17 protein-coding genes are annotated in these 19293 nt (G+C 34.0%); 13 read left to right on the top strand and 4 right to left on the bottom strand.

Annotated elements, in window-relative coordinates:
- Nucleotides 1-40: 40 nt before the first annotated feature.
- The 4 genes from C8K15_RS20390 to C8K15_RS15120 form a co-directional block, all read right to left on the bottom strand.
- Entirely contained in the window at nucleotides 41-202 is a 162-nt protein-coding gene (locus C8K15_RS20390; protein ID WP_233260516.1) for a hypothetical protein, read from the bottom strand.
- A gap of 237 nt (nucleotides 203-439) precedes the next feature.
- A complete protein-coding gene (locus C8K15_RS15130; RefSeq protein ID WP_108587219.1) occupies nucleotides 440-1738 on the bottom strand; it encodes a C40 family peptidase in 1299 nt (432 codons plus the stop codon).
- Nucleotides 1739-2232: 494 nt separating this feature from the next.
- Nucleotides 2233-3162 (bottom strand): LCP family glycopolymer transferase, encoded by a 930-nt coding sequence (locus C8K15_RS15125; RefSeq protein WP_108587218.1) that lies wholly within the window; start codon nucleotides 3160-3162, stop codon nucleotides 2233-2235.
- A 13-nt stretch (nucleotides 3163-3175) separates the two neighbouring features.
- Nucleotides 3176-4015: an SGNH/GDSL hydrolase family protein gene (locus C8K15_RS15120; protein WP_108587217.1), complete on the bottom strand. Its 840-nt coding sequence runs from the start codon at nucleotides 4013-4015 to the stop codon at nucleotides 3176-3178.
- Nucleotides 4016-4176: 161 nt separating this feature from the next.
- On the opposite strand from C8K15_RS15120, the gene C8K15_RS15115 reads away from it, so the two are divergent.
- The 13 genes from C8K15_RS15115 to istA form a co-directional block, all read left to right on the top strand.
- Entirely contained in the window at nucleotides 4177-4905 is a 729-nt protein-coding gene (locus C8K15_RS15115) for a YveK family protein (protein WP_108587216.1), read from the top strand.
- 4 nt (nucleotides 4906-4909) lie between these two features.
- Nucleotides 4910-5611 (top strand): CpsD/CapB family tyrosine-protein kinase, encoded by a 702-nt coding sequence (locus C8K15_RS15110; protein ID WP_108587215.1) that lies wholly within the window; start codon nucleotides 4910-4912, stop codon nucleotides 5609-5611.
- A 56-nt stretch (nucleotides 5612-5667) separates the two neighbouring features.
- Nucleotides 5668-6438, top strand: a complete 771-nt coding sequence (locus C8K15_RS15105) for a tyrosine-protein phosphatase (protein WP_108587214.1) — start codon at nucleotides 5668-5670, stop codon at nucleotides 6436-6438.
- 106 nt (nucleotides 6439-6544) lie between these two features.
- Nucleotides 6545-8377: a polysaccharide biosynthesis protein gene (locus C8K15_RS15100; RefSeq protein ID WP_108587213.1), complete on the top strand. Its 1833-nt coding sequence runs from the start codon at nucleotides 6545-6547 to the stop codon at nucleotides 8375-8377.
- Between the two features lie 81 nt (nucleotides 8378-8458).
- Nucleotides 8459-9889 (top strand): lipopolysaccharide biosynthesis protein, encoded by a 1431-nt coding sequence (locus C8K15_RS15095; protein WP_108587212.1) that lies wholly within the window; start codon nucleotides 8459-8461, stop codon nucleotides 9887-9889.
- A 147-nt stretch (nucleotides 9890-10036) separates the two neighbouring features.
- A complete protein-coding gene (locus C8K15_RS15090) occupies nucleotides 10037-11131 on the top strand; it encodes a glycosyltransferase (protein WP_108587211.1) in 1095 nt (364 codons plus the stop codon).
- A 381-nt stretch (nucleotides 11132-11512) separates the two neighbouring features.
- Entirely contained in the window at nucleotides 11513-12745 is a 1233-nt protein-coding gene (locus C8K15_RS15085; RefSeq protein WP_108587210.1) for a glycosyltransferase family 4 protein, read from the top strand.
- Nucleotides 12742-14031, top strand: a complete 1290-nt coding sequence (locus tag C8K15_RS15080) for a nucleotide sugar dehydrogenase (RefSeq protein WP_108587209.1) — start codon at nucleotides 12742-12744, stop codon at nucleotides 14029-14031. Before C8K15_RS15085 ends, C8K15_RS15080 begins: the two co-directional genes overlap by 4 nt.
- 26 nt (nucleotides 14032-14057) lie before the next feature.
- Nucleotides 14058-14672 (top strand): sugar transferase, encoded by a 615-nt coding sequence (locus tag C8K15_RS15075; RefSeq protein ID WP_108587208.1) that lies wholly within the window; start codon nucleotides 14058-14060, stop codon nucleotides 14670-14672.
- Nucleotides 14673-14674: 2 nt separating this feature from the next.
- On the top strand, nucleotides 14675-15307 hold the full coding sequence (locus C8K15_RS15070; RefSeq protein WP_255421125.1) for an acetyltransferase: 633 nt from the start codon (nucleotides 14675-14677) through the stop codon (nucleotides 15305-15307).
- Nucleotides 15308-16465, top strand: coding sequence for a DegT/DnrJ/EryC1/StrS family aminotransferase (locus C8K15_RS15065; protein ID WP_108587206.1), 1158 nt, complete (start codon nucleotides 15308-15310; stop codon nucleotides 16463-16465).
- Between the two features lie 159 nt (nucleotides 16466-16624).
- Nucleotides 16625-17929, top strand: a complete 1305-nt coding sequence (locus C8K15_RS15060; protein WP_158268331.1) for an O-antigen ligase family protein — start codon at nucleotides 16625-16627, stop codon at nucleotides 17927-17929.
- 633 nt (nucleotides 17930-18562) lie between these two features.
- On the top strand, nucleotides 18563-19293 hold a 731-nt coding region (gene istA / locus C8K15_RS15055), incomplete at its 3' end, for an IS21 family transposase (RefSeq protein WP_108587258.1).

The raw sequence follows: 19293 nt of genomic DNA, 5'->3' as shown, positions 1-19293 counted from the left end.
TAGACTTTCGAATCGCCTTTTTTGAGAAAGTATAAGTGTATTAATCTACACCTTCAACTTGGAGATTGGTTTTCGACCACTCACTGAGGGTTTTCAACCATTCAACTTGGGTTTTCAACCATTCAACTTGGGTTTCCGACCAATTAAGTAACGTTTTCAACCAATTATTATAGCTTTTCATCCATTCGCGCAACGTTTCCATCCATTCGCTTGGAGACGGACACCATTCCTCCGGAGAAAGACACCAGTTCCTATGCAAAGTCGGATTTGAGTGGCATTCCCCTCATTTTTTTCTGGAGTCGAGCTAGATTTTGCATTTCTTATATAACTATGTTTATTGTTGACTTATCAGGGAATAGATCTGACAAAGCATAAAAAAAGCTAGAATAGAAGTTAAATTTCTTTAACTTTCATTCTAGCAAGTTTTTATGATATGAACTCAATCTGCAGCATATAACCGTTTGAAGCTATCAAACTTAGAATTCCAGTAAGTATTACTCAAGCTTGTAATTTGAACTCGATCTCCACCAGCATGGATGAACTGGTTATTTCCAATATAGATACCCATATGAGAAATACCAGGACGATAAGTGTTCGAGAAGAAGACTAAATCACCTGGTTGAGGCTTCGACACATCATAAGATCGAGCATCAAAACCAGTCGTGCTTGTACGAGAGACATCTAGACCTGCTTGTTTATATACATAATAGATAAAACCTGAGCAATCAAATCCTGAAGTTGATGCACCACCCCATACATAAGGAATCCCTTGTAAAGGCGTAGCAATTGCGATTACTTTTTCAAAAAGTGCGTTGCCAACTACTGTTGGAGGTGCTGTTGGTACTTTAGAAGGTGCAGAGATAGGTGAAACTTCACCAGATGCTCCAATTTTTAATTTTTGACCAACACGAATAGAAGTTGACGTTAAGTTATTCCACTTCATCAATTGGTCTACTGTCGTACGGTGACGGTAAGCAATACCTGACAACGTATCTCCACTCACAATTGTGTAATTTGTGTTTGCAGGATTTGTTGGCACAGCAGGTTTTGGTGCTGCTGGAGCAGGTGTAGCTGGTTTAGGTGCAGTCGGTTTAGCTTTCACAGTACCTGATACTTTAAGCGCTTGTCCAGGGTAAATGATATGAGAAGAAATGCCGTTTAGTTGTTGTATGTTTTTTACTGTCGTTTTATAAAGGTTTGCAATTCGACCTAATGTGTCACCACTTTTTACTATGTATGTAGATGTAGTAGAAGGAGCGGGAGCATTTACTTTAGGTGCAGCTGGTTTTAATGGTGTCGAGACTGTAGCTGTTTTAGCAGGAGTGCCTTGTACTTTTAACACTTGTCCAGGATAAATAATGTGATTTGAAATGTTATTTAATGATTGGATAGACGATACGCTCGTCTTATATTTGTTTGCGATTGCACCTAAAGTATCACCACTTTTAACAGTGTGAGTAGAGGTTGCTGCTGGCTTTTCAGCTGTCTTAGCTGCAACAGGTGTGGATTGAGCAGTTACCTTAGTCTCTGATAAGTTTAATGTTTGTTTTGGAAAAATAAAGTCTGTGGATAAGTTGTTTAATTCTTTTATTTGGGAAACTGAGGTTTCATTTGCAGATGCAATTTTCCATAATGAGTCACCAGGTTTAACGGTATAAGAACTTGCTTCCGCGTCCCCAACTGCAATCATTGTTGCTAATGCAGAAGTAGCTAGTACTGAAAAGGCAATTTTTTTCATACATAATCTCCCTATTTAGCGAATTTTATATCCATTGACTTTTTATTCTAATTGTAATGCCACGATTTGACAATATAATTCTGCAAAATCTGATAGATTAGTAGAATATTTAGATAATATATACTAGTTAATTCGAATGATATAGAAAAAATATCAATTATATATCTGAATACCTATAAAGTTGAAATGAGTTTTAGGGATAAGTGAGCAGAAACACAATGTTGACTATTGTTTCCGGGTCGCTATGGACTGCAAACTTGCTGCACCATAGCCTCTAGAACGTTCTCTTTCTTGTAGGTAATCCTGCGGCGGGTTTGCGTTCGTCGCTCCCCTACAACATTAATGAAAACAGGATTTTTATATTGGTTTACTAGAGAATTGACACTCACTTCATAAAAAACAAGCAGCCGAAGATACAATTTCGGCTGCTTTTTGCATACTTTATCTCTTATATAAAAAAACCTCATCCAAGAATCTCGAATGAGGTCAATATATTATTCGTTAAGTTGTAAATGTTCTTTCAGTATTCCTTGTTTTTCGGCTAGTTCAGTTTCGTCCATATTGTAATACCAAACACCGTTATCTTTTTTGCCACCTGTGCCTTTTTTGAAGTACAGTTGATCAACTGTTCCTACAACATTACGATAATTTTTTTGCACGTCCATCATTTCATCAAAAGTCATATTCGTTTGGACGTTATCTCCTAAGGCATTAAAAATACTGCGATAGTTGACCAAACTTTTAACTGATGCACCTTCGCTCATGACAGCTTGAATGACTTGCTTTTGACGATCTTGACGCCCGAAATCTCCGTTTGGATCTTCGTAACGCATACGAACATATGATAACGCTTCTTCACCATTTAAAGTGATATTTCCTTTTGGATAATTATATTGGTCTACAGAAAAATCAAGTGTGTTGTTAACTTGGACACCGCCAACAGCATCAACGATATCTTCGAAACCTTCCATATTGACTTGGACCACATAATCAATCGGAATATCTAATAGATTCTCAACAGTTTCCATCGACATTTCGATGCCACCAAAGGCATACGCATGATTAATTTTGTCCATAGAGCCTTTACCGATAATTTCTGTGTACGTATCACGAGGGATACTGACCATTTTAGTAGATTTATCATTTGGGTTTACCGTCATCACGATGATTGTATCAGAACGACCTGCATCACCTTTACGTTCATCTACACCGAGCATTAAGACAGAAAACGGTTGTTTTTTCTCTAATTTGACTTCTTCTACGCGCATATCTGATACTTCGCGTTCAATTGGACTATGAATATCTTTCAATGTTGATGTGAAACTCATGTAGACGCTTAACAGATAAGCACCGCCTATTAAGAAAAGCACACCTACGACCCATGGCCATTTTTTCTTTTTCTTCTTTGCATCTGAACGTTTCATTAATTAACCTCCATTATTTTCCTGTTAAATATGTTGATAAAGCAGATGCCCATAGTGCAGCACCTTTATCATTTGGTTCGCTATCTTCAGTTAAATATATATTCATTTCATCTTCATTACCTACTGGCCATTCTGTCCAATGATCAATATACGTAAATCCTTTAGAAGTTAAATACGATTTAAATGATTCTACTTCTTTTGGATAATAGGCTGCTTTTGCTAAAGGTTGTGATGGGTGCACTAATAAGACGGAATCTACTACATTTTGTTTCATCCGATCATTAATTTCTTCGATATGATCAATTGAATCCTCGACAACGACTACGCCATTATTCGATAAATTCATTCCTTCTAATAAAACGACATCAAAATCGCTTGACCAATCAATTAAATCACCATCTAGTTCATCGACTAACTCCGCTGTATTTCCATCAAAAGTAATGGAAGTGGTTTCAATCAACTCACCATAAGCTTCTGATAAGTCGGTAGATAGCAATTCTCCATAACCAGGAGTTCCTTCTTCTATAGAAGAAGAGCCAATCACTAACAACTGAATTTTCTCTTTAGACTTTAGTCGGGAAGTGAAAACAGTCCTCGCTTCATCTGACATATTAGCAGTAAGAGAAGTGATTTCTTCCGCAGTAAGTGAATCACTTTTTGATTGATTGATTTTTTTATCAGACGTTCTATTTTCTTTGGATATTTCATTATTGTTTGGACTTACTTTATCAGACGCATTTACAGAAGGATTGGTTATCGATTGTATACGAGATTGATAAATATTATAACTTGCAAATAAAGTCAAAATACACCCAAAAATGACGAAAGTTGAAATTAATTTAGATTTATTCATGTGCATCTCCTTCTATTTAAATAATCACCATTTTCTTTACAATAGCATAAAGTCACGAAAAGTAGCACATATAATTCCATAAAATAGCCTTCTATTGGAAAAAAATTGTGATATAATGATGATTATTGTCGATATTTGTGAATAAAAGGAGTCAATCATTGATGGAAGAAACTATTAGTTTGCAAGAATTAGGTAGAACAATACGAAAAAGAATGTCCTTAATTGCTATATTAACCATACTAGCCATTACAATCAGCGGAGTTATTAGTTATGTTCTTATAACACCGATTTATCAAGCATCAACTCAGATACTTATCAACCAAGAAAAAGTAGATGCAACTGCGGTAAATCCAGCTACTATTCAAAGTGACTTACAATTAATTAATACATACAACGTAATAATAAAAAGTCCTGCGATTTTAGATAAAGTGATAGAAGAATTGAATCTGTCTACAACTTCTACCTTACTCAATGGCCAAATTACTGTAAACAGTGAAGAGAACTCTCAGGTAGTTAATATCACTGTCCAAGATAAAACCCCTAAACAAGCTGTTGAAATTGCTAACACTATCGCTTCTGTTTTTCAAGAAGAAGTCAAAACCTTAATGGATGTAAATAATGTCAACATCTTAGCTGCAGCACAGTTACCAGACAATCCATCACCGATTAAACCTAATCCGATGTTAAATATGGCCATCGCAGCAGTTGTGGGATTAATGCTAGGTGTGGGAATTGCTTTTCTATTAGAATACTTAGATACATCAATTAAAACAGAACAAGATGTGGAAGATTCTTTAGGATTCCCAATACTAGGATTAATCAGTCCAATCCCAGATAGTGAAATGGTCACAACGAATCAATCAATTGCACAACGACGGAAGAGGGGATAAAGAAATGGCAAAGAAGAAAAAAGTTTTACAGCAAGTAGCCCGCAAACTCATTGCAAACTCTAATCCGACATCGTTTGTTTCTGAACAATACAGAACGTTACGAACAAATATTAATTTTTCAATGCCCAAAGGTGAATTGCAGACGGTTTTAGTGACGTCATCTTCTCCAGGAGAAGGAAAATCAACGACTTCTTCCAATTTAGCTGTTGTGTTTGCACAAGAAAATAAACGTGTTGTATTAGTAGACGCTGATATGAGAAAGCCAACATCCCATTATACATTTCATGTAACAAACACATTAGGATTATCTAATTTACTGACACGTCAAAGTTCGATTGATGAAACGGTAAAAGAAACAGGTATTGAAGGGCTGCACATCATAACGTCTGGACCTATCCCACCTAATCCAGCTGAATTGATATCATCCACGTCGATGGATATATTAATAAATGAACTCAAAAAACGGTATGACATCATCGTCTTTGATGCACCACCTACGTTATCAGTAACAGATGCACAAATATTAAGTAATAAATGTGAAGGTACTATTTTCGTAGTAAACTCTAAAGAAACGAATAAAGATCATGCGCAGAAAGCGAAAGATTTGCTAGTTTCAGCAAAAGCTCACATTTTAGGAGTAGTCATAAATAATTATAAATTAACTAAAGATCAAGGCTATTACCAATATTATGGAACAAGAGAGTAGAGGGGTATACCTTTGCTCTTTTGTCTTGTTTAAATTACATAGGATAGAGGGACGACATGATTATCGATATGCACAGTCATATACTGCACGGGGTGGACGATGGCCCTAAAACAATTGATGAATCGATAGGTCTTTTGAAGGAAGCAGTAAAAGAAGGAATAACCGACATTATAGCAACTTCACATGCTTATCATCAACAATTCCATACATCAGTTGATGAAATTAATAAACAGGTAAGCTATTTAAATGGTGAATGTAAAAAGCTTGGTATTCCAATTAACATCTTCACAGGACAAGAGATACGAATTAACGATCAAACAGCTCAGCATTTAATGACAGGGGACGCACTAGCGCTCGCCAATTCGAAATATGTATTAATCGAATTGCCATCACAAGGAATTCCAGCGTTCACAACACAAATCATTCAACAGATTATGAATCAAAATAAAACCCCAATTATCGCTCACCCAGAACGTAATCGAGCTATTGTCGAAAAACCGAGTCGATTAGCAAGACTCGTTCAGCATGGAGCGTTGGCTCAAGTTACAGCAGGAAGTTTAGCAGGACATTTCGGTAAAACAATTCAACGGACGGCTATTCAATTGGTAGAATCAAACTTAGTCCATGTGTATGGGTCAGACGTTCACAATAATTCAACACGACCATTTTTGTTTGATAAAGGCCTTGAGTATTTAGATAAGTGTAAAATGCATGAAAATGTAGATATTTTACTTGAAAATAATGCGCGAATTTTGACGAATCAAGAAATGATCTTATTAGAACCTAATGAAATAAGCAAAGCGAAATGGTGGAAAGTATTTTCGTAACCTTAACTAATAATGATTATTCGACAAAGTTCGTCACTGTTTCCTGACATTGTGTGTATAATAAGTACTAGTGATCGAAATAGGAATAAAGTAAGGGAATGATGGTATGACAATCAAAAAAAGAATATCTTTTCTAGTGTTTATAGACTCATGTATAGTTCTTTTTTCGATATTTTTGGGATATTTTTTATTACATCCAATAGTTAATCCTTTAACAAGCGGTTATTTATTAGCAAGTTCAGCGTCTCTTTTAGTCGCTCACCATTTATTAGCTAGTTATTACGGTTTGTATCGTAAGGTTTGGGAATATGCATCTATTAATGAACTATCAGGGATTTTTAAAGCAGTGACTTATTCCATTTTATTTGTAGCTTTGATTCAATATGTGTTTCGTGGGGATATAATAGTTCGTGCGCTTATGATTACTTGGATGCTTCATATATTACTCATTGGTGGTTCAAGATTATCTTGGCGATTAATGAGGGATTCGTTTTTCAAAATCAATTCAAGTATTAAGAAAAAAACGTTAATTGTAGGTGCAGGAGCAGCCGGAAGTATGGTCGCAAGGCAACTTCTAAACAATCAAGAAAACACTGAACTTAATCCGGTCATGTTTGTTGATGATAGCCTGCAAATGCAAGGTCTAGAGATTTATGGTCTACGAGTAAAAGGACAAGTCGAAAATATTCCAGAACTTGTAGAAAAATTTAAAATCGAACATATTATTTTAGCTATTCCATCTCTATCAAAACTTGAATCTACTAATATAGCTAAAATATCAGTAGATACAGGTGTTAAAACACAAATGATTCCACGTATCGAAGATTTGATGACTGGGAAAGTATCGGTAACCGATATCCGCGATGTGAAGATTGAAGATTTACTTGGCCGTGAAGAAGTAAAACTCGATATGAAATCGATTTCAGATACCATAACTGGTAAAACAATTTTAGTAACTGGAGCAGGTGGTTCCATTGGTTCGGAAATTTGCCGACAAGTAATGAGATTCAACCCGAAACAGTTAATTTTGCTTGGACATGGTGAAAACTCGATTTATTTGATAGATATGGAACTAAGAAATAATTTCCTTGGTGAGACAGAACTAAAACCTGTCATTGCGGATGTACAAGATCGTGCGAGAATATTTGATATTGTAGATGAATTAAGACCAGATGTAATCTATCACGCTGCAGCTCATAAACATGTTCCTTTAATGGAAGGAAATCCAATGGAAGCTGTAAAGAACAATATCTTCGGTACAAAGAACGTCGCAGAAGCAGCGGATACATTCGGTATAGCCAATTTCGTTTTAGTTTCGACCGATAAAGCGGTAAACCCACCTAATGTTATGGGTGCAACAAAGCGCTTTGCAGAGATGATTGTACAGAATTTAGCGAAAGAAAGTAATACTAAGTTCGCAGCAGTGCGTTTTGGTAATGTGTTGGGTTCTCGTGGAAGTGTAGTGCCGTTGTTTAAGAAGCAAATTGCTAAGGGTGGACCAGTGACAATTACAGATGAGCGAATGACACGGTACTTCATGACAATTCCAGAAGCGTCACGTCTTGTAATACAAGCGGGTACGCTTGCGAATGGCGGAGAAGTTTTTGTGTTAGATATGGGAGAACCCGTAAAAATTTCTGATCTTGCGAAGAATCTTATTAGACTTTCCGGTTATTCGGAGAATGAGATTGAAATTCGAGAGACTGGTATAAGACCTGGTGAAAAGTTGTTTGAAGAGTTGATGAATGATAGTGAGAAGCAGAGTGAGGTTGTGTTTCCGAAGATTTATGTTGGAAAGGCTACGCCAATTACTAAACATGAGCTTTTGTTTTTGTTGGAGAAGATTCCTACGTTAGAAGGTAGTGAATTGAAAGAATTGCTAGTTGGAACTGCAAATCGTAAAAATGTTGAAGTTAGGAAAGATGTAGTGGGTCAATAAAGGAAACCGAAAGAAGTCTTTTACATGGAACATCTAGATTACGAGACATCGTGAAATATTTTATAAGAAGAAGGTAGTCTTTTGAATTTAATAAAAAAATTTTTATCTTTTTCAGTTGGAAGTCTAGGAGCAGCAGTTATTGGGTTTATAAGTATACCTATTGTAACAAGAATCTTAACTCCTGAAGAATACGGTATTGCAACAATATTTCTTACAATTGGAATCATTCTTGCATCAATTTCATTAGCAGGATTAGATCAAGCATTTATTAGATTTTTTTATGTGGAAAATAACAAGAGATTATTGTTATTGAAAACTTTTGGTACATCAATATGTGTATTATTTATTTTAGCTACAATAATATGGATTTTCGATAGTAATATTTTGAACCGAATTTTTAAAGACAATTCGTACTTTATTCTTTTGGTATTGTATATTTTCTCGTATGTTTTTTTTAGATATTCAATATTAATATTAAGAATGATGCAAATGGGAATCAGATATTCTTTAGTAATTGTAGGTCAAAGATTGATTGATTTTATTGTTATTATCACCATAATTACGCGATTTACTCCTAATAATAAAGCAATAATATTTGGATCAATTATTTCATTTATTGTTATGAGTATAATATCTTTATTATTGTCTAAAGATTTTTGGAAAGAAAAAATAATGAAAGAAAATAATTCTACCAATTCTACAATAAGAGTTCTATCTAAATATTCCATTCCTTTAATGATTTCTGGAATAATTGCTACTTTATATCAGTCGATTGATAAAATATTGTTGAATCATTTCTCAGGTAATAGTGAATTGGGAATATATACTGCTGCTTTTCAAATGGCTGCAGTCTTAAATATTGTACAAACATCATTTTCTGTTTTTTGGACACCTTTTAGCCTTGAAAAATATAAGGAAAATAAAAAGAATAATAAATTATTTGGAGAAATTTCTAAAATAATAACGATTGTTATGCTTATTCTTTCAGTATTACTTATTTCCTTTAAAGATTTTTTAATCCTATTTTTAGATGAAAGATATAACGAGGCTGCATTAATTCTCCCAGCATTAATAATGATGCCAGTATTATTCACAATGTCTGAAACGGTTGTATTAGGAATTAATTTTAAATTAAAATCGCATTTACATATTTATATTGCTATAGGAACTTTGGCTACTAATGCTCTTTTATCATTAATTCTTATTCCGATTTTTGGTAGCAAAGGTGCAGCTATAGCAGTTGCTATTTCGTATATGGTCTTTTATTATATGAGAACCTATTATGGGAAAAAGTTATTTTATATTGAAAATAAATTATTAGAAACATCTTTTTGTTTAATCCTATTATTAATTTATATATTATTAACGATGTTCATAAATAATTTATATATAAATATTATTGGTTCTATGTTTTGTATAGTATTAATTGTTATTTTGTTTAATAAAGAATTACGCTTAATTTATCCATTAATAATTAGTATATTAAAAGGAACGAAAAACAACTATAAATAAATTAATAAAAAAAATTTATTTATAGTTGTTTTTATTATTTCGTTGTGGCTTTTTATTGGAATAGGAAGAAATAATTTGAAGCACAATAATTTCAGATTTAATAATGAATTTGCCTCATTGATTATAGGTAGTTAGGAAGTGTTAGAGTTGTCTATTCTCATTCTTACCCAAGATTATCCTTCTAGTGAAAATAAATACGCTATGCCTTATGTACATTCAAGGAGTCGTGTTTATTCAGATAAGAACATAAAATTTGAAGTTTTAAATTTTAGTTCCAAAAAGAGTTATGTCTATGAAAATATTAATATATTAAATTATAAGGATGCTATAAATAAAATTAAAAAAGGCGATTATAACCTTATAATTTCACACGCACCAAATATAAAAAATCATATCAAATTTTTAATGAAATACCGACGATATTACAAGGGAATGTTAATGTTTTTTCATGGTCATGAAGCCCTTAGGGTTGATAAATATTATCCAATGCCTTATTCCTATAGAAAAAACAGGAAAATGATTCAAAAACTATACGATGTATTTAAATTATTTTTTTTACATCAATTTATAAAAAAGTCATTAAAATTAAAAAATATTCATTTAGTGTTTGTGAGTGAGTGGATGAAAGAACATTTTATAAAAAATGTCAATCTTAATCAGGATTTAATAACTCATAATTCATCTATAATAAACAATAATTCAAATGAAATATTTAATAATAATTCTTATGAATTAAATACCACAAATATATTGGCCGATTTTATTACTATAAGACCTTTAGACGATTCTAAATATGCTATAGATATTGTTGTAGAATTTGCTAAAGATTATCCAAAGTATAAATTCCATATTTATGGCAAAGGAAGATACTTTGATTATCATGATATGCCAGAGAATATAGAAGTTTTTAGTGAATTTTTTACACAAGATGAACTTCCTAATTTATTCGATAAATATAGATTTGCATTAATGCCAACGAGGCTTGATTCTCAGGGGGTAATGATGTGTGAAATGGCTACTTATGGAATACCTCTTATTACCTCTGATATCCCTATTTGTAGAGAAATGTTAAGAGATTTTAACAATGTGCAATACATCTCTAATGAGAATTTGGCGGAAAATATAAAATTAAATTTGAAAGGAATAGAAAAATCAATTGTTAAAAATTCTAAATTTAATGTATCTAATACTGTGAAACTAGAAATTGATATTATTAATAATACTTTAAGTAAGTTTGTATAAAATGAAGATTATTATGCTCGTTATCAGTACAATAAGTCGAAAAATTGTCCTCTATTAAGTGATGTTTGCCTCTCAATTCATACTTGGAAATTAAGTTGAAACTCGGAATCAGATATTGCAAAACTTAATAAGGTAGAGAGTTACTAACGGCTCTGAACCAATCCGTAATTACTAGAAAAGACAATTTTTAAGGTTGTCCTGTAGTTGGTAGAAGCATTATATCAAGAGATATAGAACGAAATTTTGGTTATTGGATCTTCAGTTATAGAATTGAGAAAAGCTGAAGAACAATTATTACGGAACCAAAAGTAAGGATTTCAGGGTATATAGTGTTGTAACAAAAAATGATGATAATATTAATTTATACAAGGATGTTGCTAATTGAAAATACTAATCTTACATCAATACTTTTTAGGCAAAAATGATCCTGGTGGCTCCAGATTTAACCAATTAGTGAAGTACTGGGAAGAGATGGGCCATGATATTACCGTAGTTGCAGGAACAGTTCACTATGCCACAGGAGAAAAAGAAGGAAAATACAAAGGGGTATGGGTAACTAAAGAACAGTATTCCCCAAAAGTTAATCTAATCAGAACTTATGTATCCGAGGCTTACAATAAGTCTTTTATAGGAAGAATGTGGGGATATTTTTCTTTCACTGTTTCTTCGTTATGGGCAATACTATTTCACGTGAAAAAACATGATGTATTAATAGTAACCTCACCTCCTTTATTTGTAGGTATAACAGGAATATTATCAAAGTTTTTAAAAAGAACTCCATTAGTTTTTGAAATCCGAGATCTTTGGCCGGAATCAGCAATCGATACTGGTGTTTTGACTAATAGTTTTCTAATTAAAATGGCCTATTTTGTTGAGAAAATGTCATATAGATTTGCAGATAAGATAAATGTACTAACACCAGCATTTAAACAAGCCTTAATTGATAAAAAGAATATTAATTCGGAAAAAATCACTTTTATTCCGAATGGTGCCGATTTAGACATTTTCAACCCAGGAGAAAAAAATAACTGGGTACGAGAAAAGTATAACTTGAAAGATAAATTTGTAATTACCTATATGGGTGCACATGGAGTAGCCAATAACTTACATTCACTGCTTGATGTTGCAAAAGAGTTTACTTTAGAAGAAAACGTTGTTTTCTTGCTTATTGGTGATGGTATGCAGAAAAAGGAATTAGTTCAAAGAGTAAAAGAAGAAGGTATCATGAACTTAATCTTCATTGAATCTCAACCAAAACAAACCATTCCGGACTTTTGTAATGCTTCAGATATTTGTACAGCCGTATTAAAGAAGGTTGAAACATTTAAGACGGTTTATCCGAATAAAGTCTTCGACTATATGTCGTGTGCAAAACCAATTCTATTAGGTATTGATGGTGTCGCAAGACAGTTAATTGAAGAAAGTAAATCAGGTTATTACGTAGACCCAGAAAATGCAAAAGAGTTTGCTGAAAAGATAAGAGAATTAAAGGGAAATCCTTCTCATTTGGAAGAGCTGGGAATCAGTGGCCTTGAATTTGTTAGTAAAAATTTTAGCCGTGAGGTTTTAGCGATGAGATATATAGATGAACTTGAAAAGGTGGTTAAGTCATGAAAAAACTATGTGTAATTGGACTTGGTTATATAGGATTACCTACCGCTGCCATGTTTGCAAATCATGGCTGGCAGGTACAGGGTATTGATGTGAATCAAAAAGCAATAGAAATGATTAACCAAGGTAAGATTCATATCGAAGAGGTTGGATTAGGAGAACTCGTTGAACGAGCAGTTGCTAATAATAGTTTGAAAGCTTCAACTCAGATAGAAGAAGCGGACTGTTTTATTATTGCGGTTCCTACTCCACATAACGAAGATCATACAGCTGATTTAAGTTATGTTATTCAAGCAACAAAAACCGTTTTACAAACAGTGAAAAAAGGTGATGTTGTAATTGTTGAATCAACTATTCCTCCAAGAACAATTGATGATGTAGTTGCACCAATATTTAATGACGCTGGATGGTCAGTTGGTGAGGATATTTACCTTGCGCATTGTCCTGAACGTGTTTTACCTGGACGAATAATAATTGAATTGGTTGAAAATAACCGTATTATAGGTGGGTTTAATGAAATATCTACCGTTAAAGCAACAGAAGTTTATTCAACATTTGTTGAAGGTGACTTATTGCAAACAAGCGCATTAAGTGCTGAAATGTCTAAGTTAATGGAAAACACATATCGTGATGTAAACATTGCTTTAGCAAATGAGCTGGTCAAAATCTCAGAAAAACTTGGTGTCGATGCCTTAGAAGTTATCAAATTAGCAAATCATCATCCCCGAGTAAACTTGCATCACCCTGGACCAGGTGTCGGCGGTCACTGCTTAGCAGTAGATCCATATTTTATTATTGAAAAAGCTCCAGAAGAAGCGATTTTAATTGCTGACAGTCGAATGATTAATAATTCTATGCCTGAGTTTGTAATAAAACAATTAGATCGAATTGTTCCTGAATTAGATGGCAAAATTGCCATTTTGGGATTGACTTATAAAGGAAATATTGATGACGTTCGTGAAAGTCCCGCTATGGATATAGTAAATAGTTTATTGAAATCTCGGTCTAATCTCGCAATATTTGATCCACATGTAAATCAGAGCCAAGTTCAATTTAAATTATCAGGTTTTGAAGAAGCTATTAGAGATGCAGAATGTGTAGTAGTTCTTACAGATCATAACGAATTTAAAGATTTAGATGAAATGAAATTGATTCAGATTATGAAACACCCACTAATCTTTGATACAAGGAATTGTGTAAATGTAACTTCGGATAAAATTACTTATATTAACTTTGGGAATTTAAAAGAGGTAGCAGTTCTAAATAACTCAGGTGTGGTTAGTAGGTAATCAAAGAACAAGAAAAGAGATTTTAAATGAAAAGAATTTTTGATTTTTTAGTAAGTTCATTAGCATTAATTTTTTTCTCACCTATTATCGGAATTACAGCACTATTAATTAAAAAGAAAATAGGTTCACCAGTATTATTTAAACAAGAGAGACCTGGACTAAATGGTAAATCGTTTTATGTTTATAAATTTAGAACTATGACGGATGAACGAGATGGACTTGGACAATTACTACCCGACTATATTCGTCTTACTACTTTTGGGGAAACAATCCGTAAATATAGTTTAGATGAGCTTCCACAGTTATGGAATGTCTTTAAAGGTGATATGAGCTTTGTAGGTCCAAGACCTTTACTAGTTGAGTACTTACCTTTATATAATGATCAGCAAGCTATGAGGCACAATGTCAGACCTGGAATTACAGGGTGGGCACAAGTAAATGGTCGTAATGCAATTTCTTGGGAACAAAAGTTTGAATATGATATCTGGTATGTGGAAAATCAATCATTTTTGTTAGATATGAAGATTCTAGTTATGACTGTTTTAAAGGTTTTTAAATCTGAAGGCATTAGTCAAGATGGACAAGCAACAATGACTAAGTTTCAAGGAAGCCGTCAATCCAATCACGAAGGTTGTGAATAATTTTGAATATCATTTTAGTTGGTGATAGTGGTCATGCAAAAGTTATTACAGATTGTGTGCATTCGATTAAGGGTTTTCGAGTTGTAGCTAAACTTGATGACAAATATTTAGAAAAGCACTTTGCTGAAGGATTTATTAAGGGTCCTTTAGCAATCTTGAAAGAAATTATGATTGAGTATTCCGCAAAAGTATTAATTGCTATAGGTAATAATACGGTACGGAAGAATATAGTTGATAAATTTAATTTTGTAGATAGCGATTTTATATCTATTGTGCATGAAAATGCTGTAATTAGTGATAGTGCTGTTATTGGTATCGGTACTGTTGTTATGCCTGGTGTTGTAATTAATGCAGATGCAAGGATTGGAAATCACGTTATTCTAAATACTAATTCTGTGATTGAGCATGACTGTATCGTGGAAGATTGTGTCCATATCTCTCCAGGAAGTATCCTAACCGGTGGAGTCAGTGTTGGCGAAGGTTCACATATTGGAGCAGGCTCAACAATTATTCCTTTGCAATCTATTGGCAATTGGTCAGTTATTGGAGCAGGTTCTGTCGTTGTTTCAGATATTGAAGATCGAGTTACTGCTGTTGGAGTTCCTGCAAGAGTTATTAAGAGAGAAGGACTGTAAATGAACAATCGTATTTTTCTATCTTCCCCTCACATGAGCGGAAATGAGCAAGCATACATAAAAGAAGCATTTGATACTAACTGGATTGCACCACTTGGGGCAAATGTGGATGGATTTGAAGCTGAAATTGCTACTTATGCAGGAAGTGAAGGTGCGTCCGCAGTTAGTTCAGGAACAGCAGCTATTCATTTAGCCTTGGATCTATTAGGAGTTGGACAAGGGGACAGCGTGTTTTGTTCATCCCTAACATTTATTGCTACCGCTAATCCTATTCTTTATTTAGGGGCAGAGCCAGTATTTATTGATTCTGACGACGAATCATGGAATATGTCACCAATTGCTTTGGAAAGAGCTTTTGTTGAGTCGAAAGCGGAAGGTAATTTACCAAAGGCAGTCTTGATTGTTAATCTTTATGGACAAAGTGCAAAAATGGATGAATTGATGACACTATGTGATGCGTACGGCGTTCCAGTTATTGAAGATGCAGCAGAATCACTGGGTGCTTCTTATAAAGGGAAGAAGAGTGGAACATTCGGTAAGTTTGGTGTCTTTTCATTTAATGGGAATAAGATTATTACAACATCGGGCGGGGGTATGCTAGTGTCGGATGACATTGAACAATTAAAACGTTCTCGCTTCTTGGCAACTCAAGCACGTGATCAAGCTAAGCACTATCAACATAGTGTAGTAGGTTATAACTACCGAATGAGCAATGTGTTAGCAGGCATTGGTCGTGCACAACTAGAAATACTAGATGAACGTGTAAATGCTCGTCGAGCTGTGTTTGAAAGATATGTGGAAGCTTTAGGTGAAATAGATGGCTTAGAGTTTATGCCAGAACTTGAAGATACTTACGGAAACCGATGGTTAACAACATTGACGTTAGATCCAGAGAAAATAGAATTAACCCCTTATAATCTGATTGATGCTTTAGCAGAAGAAAATATCGAAGCTCGTCCAGTTTGGAAACCACTGCATTTGCAGCCTTTGTTTGAAGGTTGTAAGTATTATTCCCATGGAGAGAATGATGATGTAAGTCTAAGATTATTCGAAAGAGGACTTTGTTTGCCTAGTGGGTCGAATATGACTGTTGAAGAGCAAGAACAAGTAATAGAAGTGCTTAAAAAGCATTTAATTGTAGTTAACAGTAAAGTTTAAATTATGATGACTAGTCAGTGTTTTACAGACTGGTTTTTTGTATACCAAGGTCTGAATATAACATTAAATACAAATATTTATTATTAGGATAATATGAGAAATGACATATATCGTATTAGAATACGATGGTATGTACATTTATTAGGATGGTTAGACGCTGTGATAAAATTTAGTAGTATCATACATTTTTATATTTTTACCGCGATTTGTGGAGCTGCAATCAGCTTCTCTTCTTTATATTTATTCCATTTAGCCATGGGATTAATGTTTCTTTCTTTAATCGTAATCGCAACTAAAAAACCGTTACCAATAAAAGTCCAGTCAACGAAACTTCATTATTTTTTTGTATTCATGTTTATATATTATACATTTACGTTGCTTTGGTCTATTAGCCCTTCCTCCACTGCTTTGTATATTTTTTATATCACATGCGGAGGAGTATTAGCACTTAGTATTGTTTACTATGGAGATAATGAAAAAACATTATCTAATATTTTTAAAATTTCATGCGTTGCTTTTTCTTTAGAGATTTTTCTTTCTCTTTTAGAAGTTTACACACCGTTTAGATTGCCTGTTTCTCCATTCTCTTCTTATCTTCATTTATTTGGAAGAGCATCGTCTGATACTTATATTCTTGCTGGCTTAGCAAATTCGGAGGGTGTGCCGACGGGATTCCAATGGAATCCCAATAACCTATCAACAACCATGGCAATTATCTTTCCATTTTTTCTATTCCACAAAAACGCTAGAATTAAATGGTTAGGCGTTGTGGCAGTCATAATAATTATAAATGCTTCAGGCTCTAGAGCAAATCTATTAGCTATTTTACTTATGTTTCTTTTAAGCCTTCTTTTTTACAAAAAGATAAAGTTCTTAATTGGAATCACAATTATTCTACCTTTTTATTATTTTATCCCGATTATCACAAATTATTTTTATAACAGTTCTTTTGGGATAGGGGTAAAATATTCAGTTGTTGCTTTTGCCAATACACTTACGGGAGAAAACGAAAAAGGTGACTCCATAGATGTAAGAAGAACATTAATTAACCAAGGGTTGGAGTCCTTGAAGGATACCTATGGAATAGGTATTGGGGGTGGGGCTTCTAAAACTATTCATAGCGGCTTTGGCGAGAGTGCATCAATGCATAATTTTTGGATCGAGATATTAGTTGAGGGTGGCGTATTATTCTTCTTCTTATTTGTTATATGGTATGCGACTATAACATTTCGGCTTTTTCGTATATCATATCGAGCAAAAAACGAAACTCTCGGTTATTACGCATCTTCGTCGTGTTTGGCAATGATTGGATTTATTCCAGCGGCTATAAGCGCAAGTAGTACTATCTATTTACTCCCAATGTGGTTGATGTTCGGTTTCGCGATTGCGGTTATTAACGTCTATTATAAAAAGGTTAAAAGTCAGAAGTGTGTTGATATGGATTCAAAAGTGGCTAATATTTGAAATCAATTTGGATTTATTGAACTATCGAAGTTTGGTAGCATGATTCACTGTCTGAGCAAACTGTGAGGTAACAAAATAAGCAAAACACGGAAGCATGACTCCCTACGAGTCGTGCTTTTTATATTCCTTTGGATTGACGTCCAAAGCGGCCTGATACCCTATTGATACAATGTGACCCAATTAAACATGTAAAGTGTTGAAAACAACTTTAAACGATTCTGAAATTTATAAATCGGGTACCTGTGCAAAAGAATATTCAAATTATTCACTACAATTGCATGAAGACTTTACTGAAAGCGGTAAGCAATGGTTTTTACATAATTGATCCTGCATGAATTATCATTCCTGTAAATTGTCATAATTTAAGCGGTGCCACCCATGACAATTTAATTGGAAATTTTTGATGAACAATTTTGAAGTGTATCAATTTTATGCTTTAAATGCAGTCGATTTAACTAGAAATTTTATTAATATTTAGCATGGTTGGCACCTTTTGTTTAAGACCGTTGTAAACGCTAATATAAAAGTTGACCACCTTAGTAGGTTTCGCTCATCAAAAAGTTGACCACCTTTATCACCCAATCCCGTATCATAATGTTTGTCTAGAACAAGCATGATATGGGAGGAAAAGGAATGATAAAGATGGCTAATATTGAGCTTATCAGAAAACTTCACTTTGTGGAATGTAGGTCTATTCGTCAAATATCAAAAGACCTGGGTTATTCGCGTCAAACCATTCGAAAAGCGTTAGAACAGACTGAAATTCCAAAGTATACTCGCACCGTCACCACAAAAATGCCAGCTGTAGATTCTGTTAAACCATTAATTATTCAATGGCTTAAAGATGATGAAACAGCTCCTCAGAAACAGCGCCATTCAGCTGCGCAAATTTATCGCCGCCTCGTTAGTGAGTATCAATTTACTGGTGGTGAATCAACCATACGCCGTTTTGTGCGACAGTTAAAATTGGAGTGGAATTTACTAACACCACTCGCCTCTATTCCGCTGGAATACAGTCCAGGAGAGTTCGCTCAATTTGATTGGGGAGAAGTGATCATTGAACTAAATGGGGTCGAAGTCAAATGCATGCTTTTCTGTATCCGTCTTTTGTATAGTCGGAAAATCTTCGTGAAGGTATTTCCTCATCAACGGCAAGAAGCTCTATTTCAAGGACATATGGATGCATTTAATTACTTTGGTGGCGTGCCAAAAACAATCGTTTATGACAACATGAAAACAGCTGTAAAAAGAGTACTCGAAGGCTCCAAACGTGAAGAACAAGATGCTTTTATCCAATTTCGATCGGCTTTCTTATTTGATGCACAGTTTTGTGCACCGGCAAAAGGCAATGAAAAGGGTCAAGT

It is taken from the genome of Paenisporosarcina sp. OV554 (assembly GCF_003058165.1).
GTDB lineage: Bacteria > Bacillota > Bacilli > Bacillales_A > Planococcaceae > Paenisporosarcina.
Note: the sequence above shows the minus strand (reverse complement) of the source record. Positions and strands in the feature narration are given on the sequence as shown.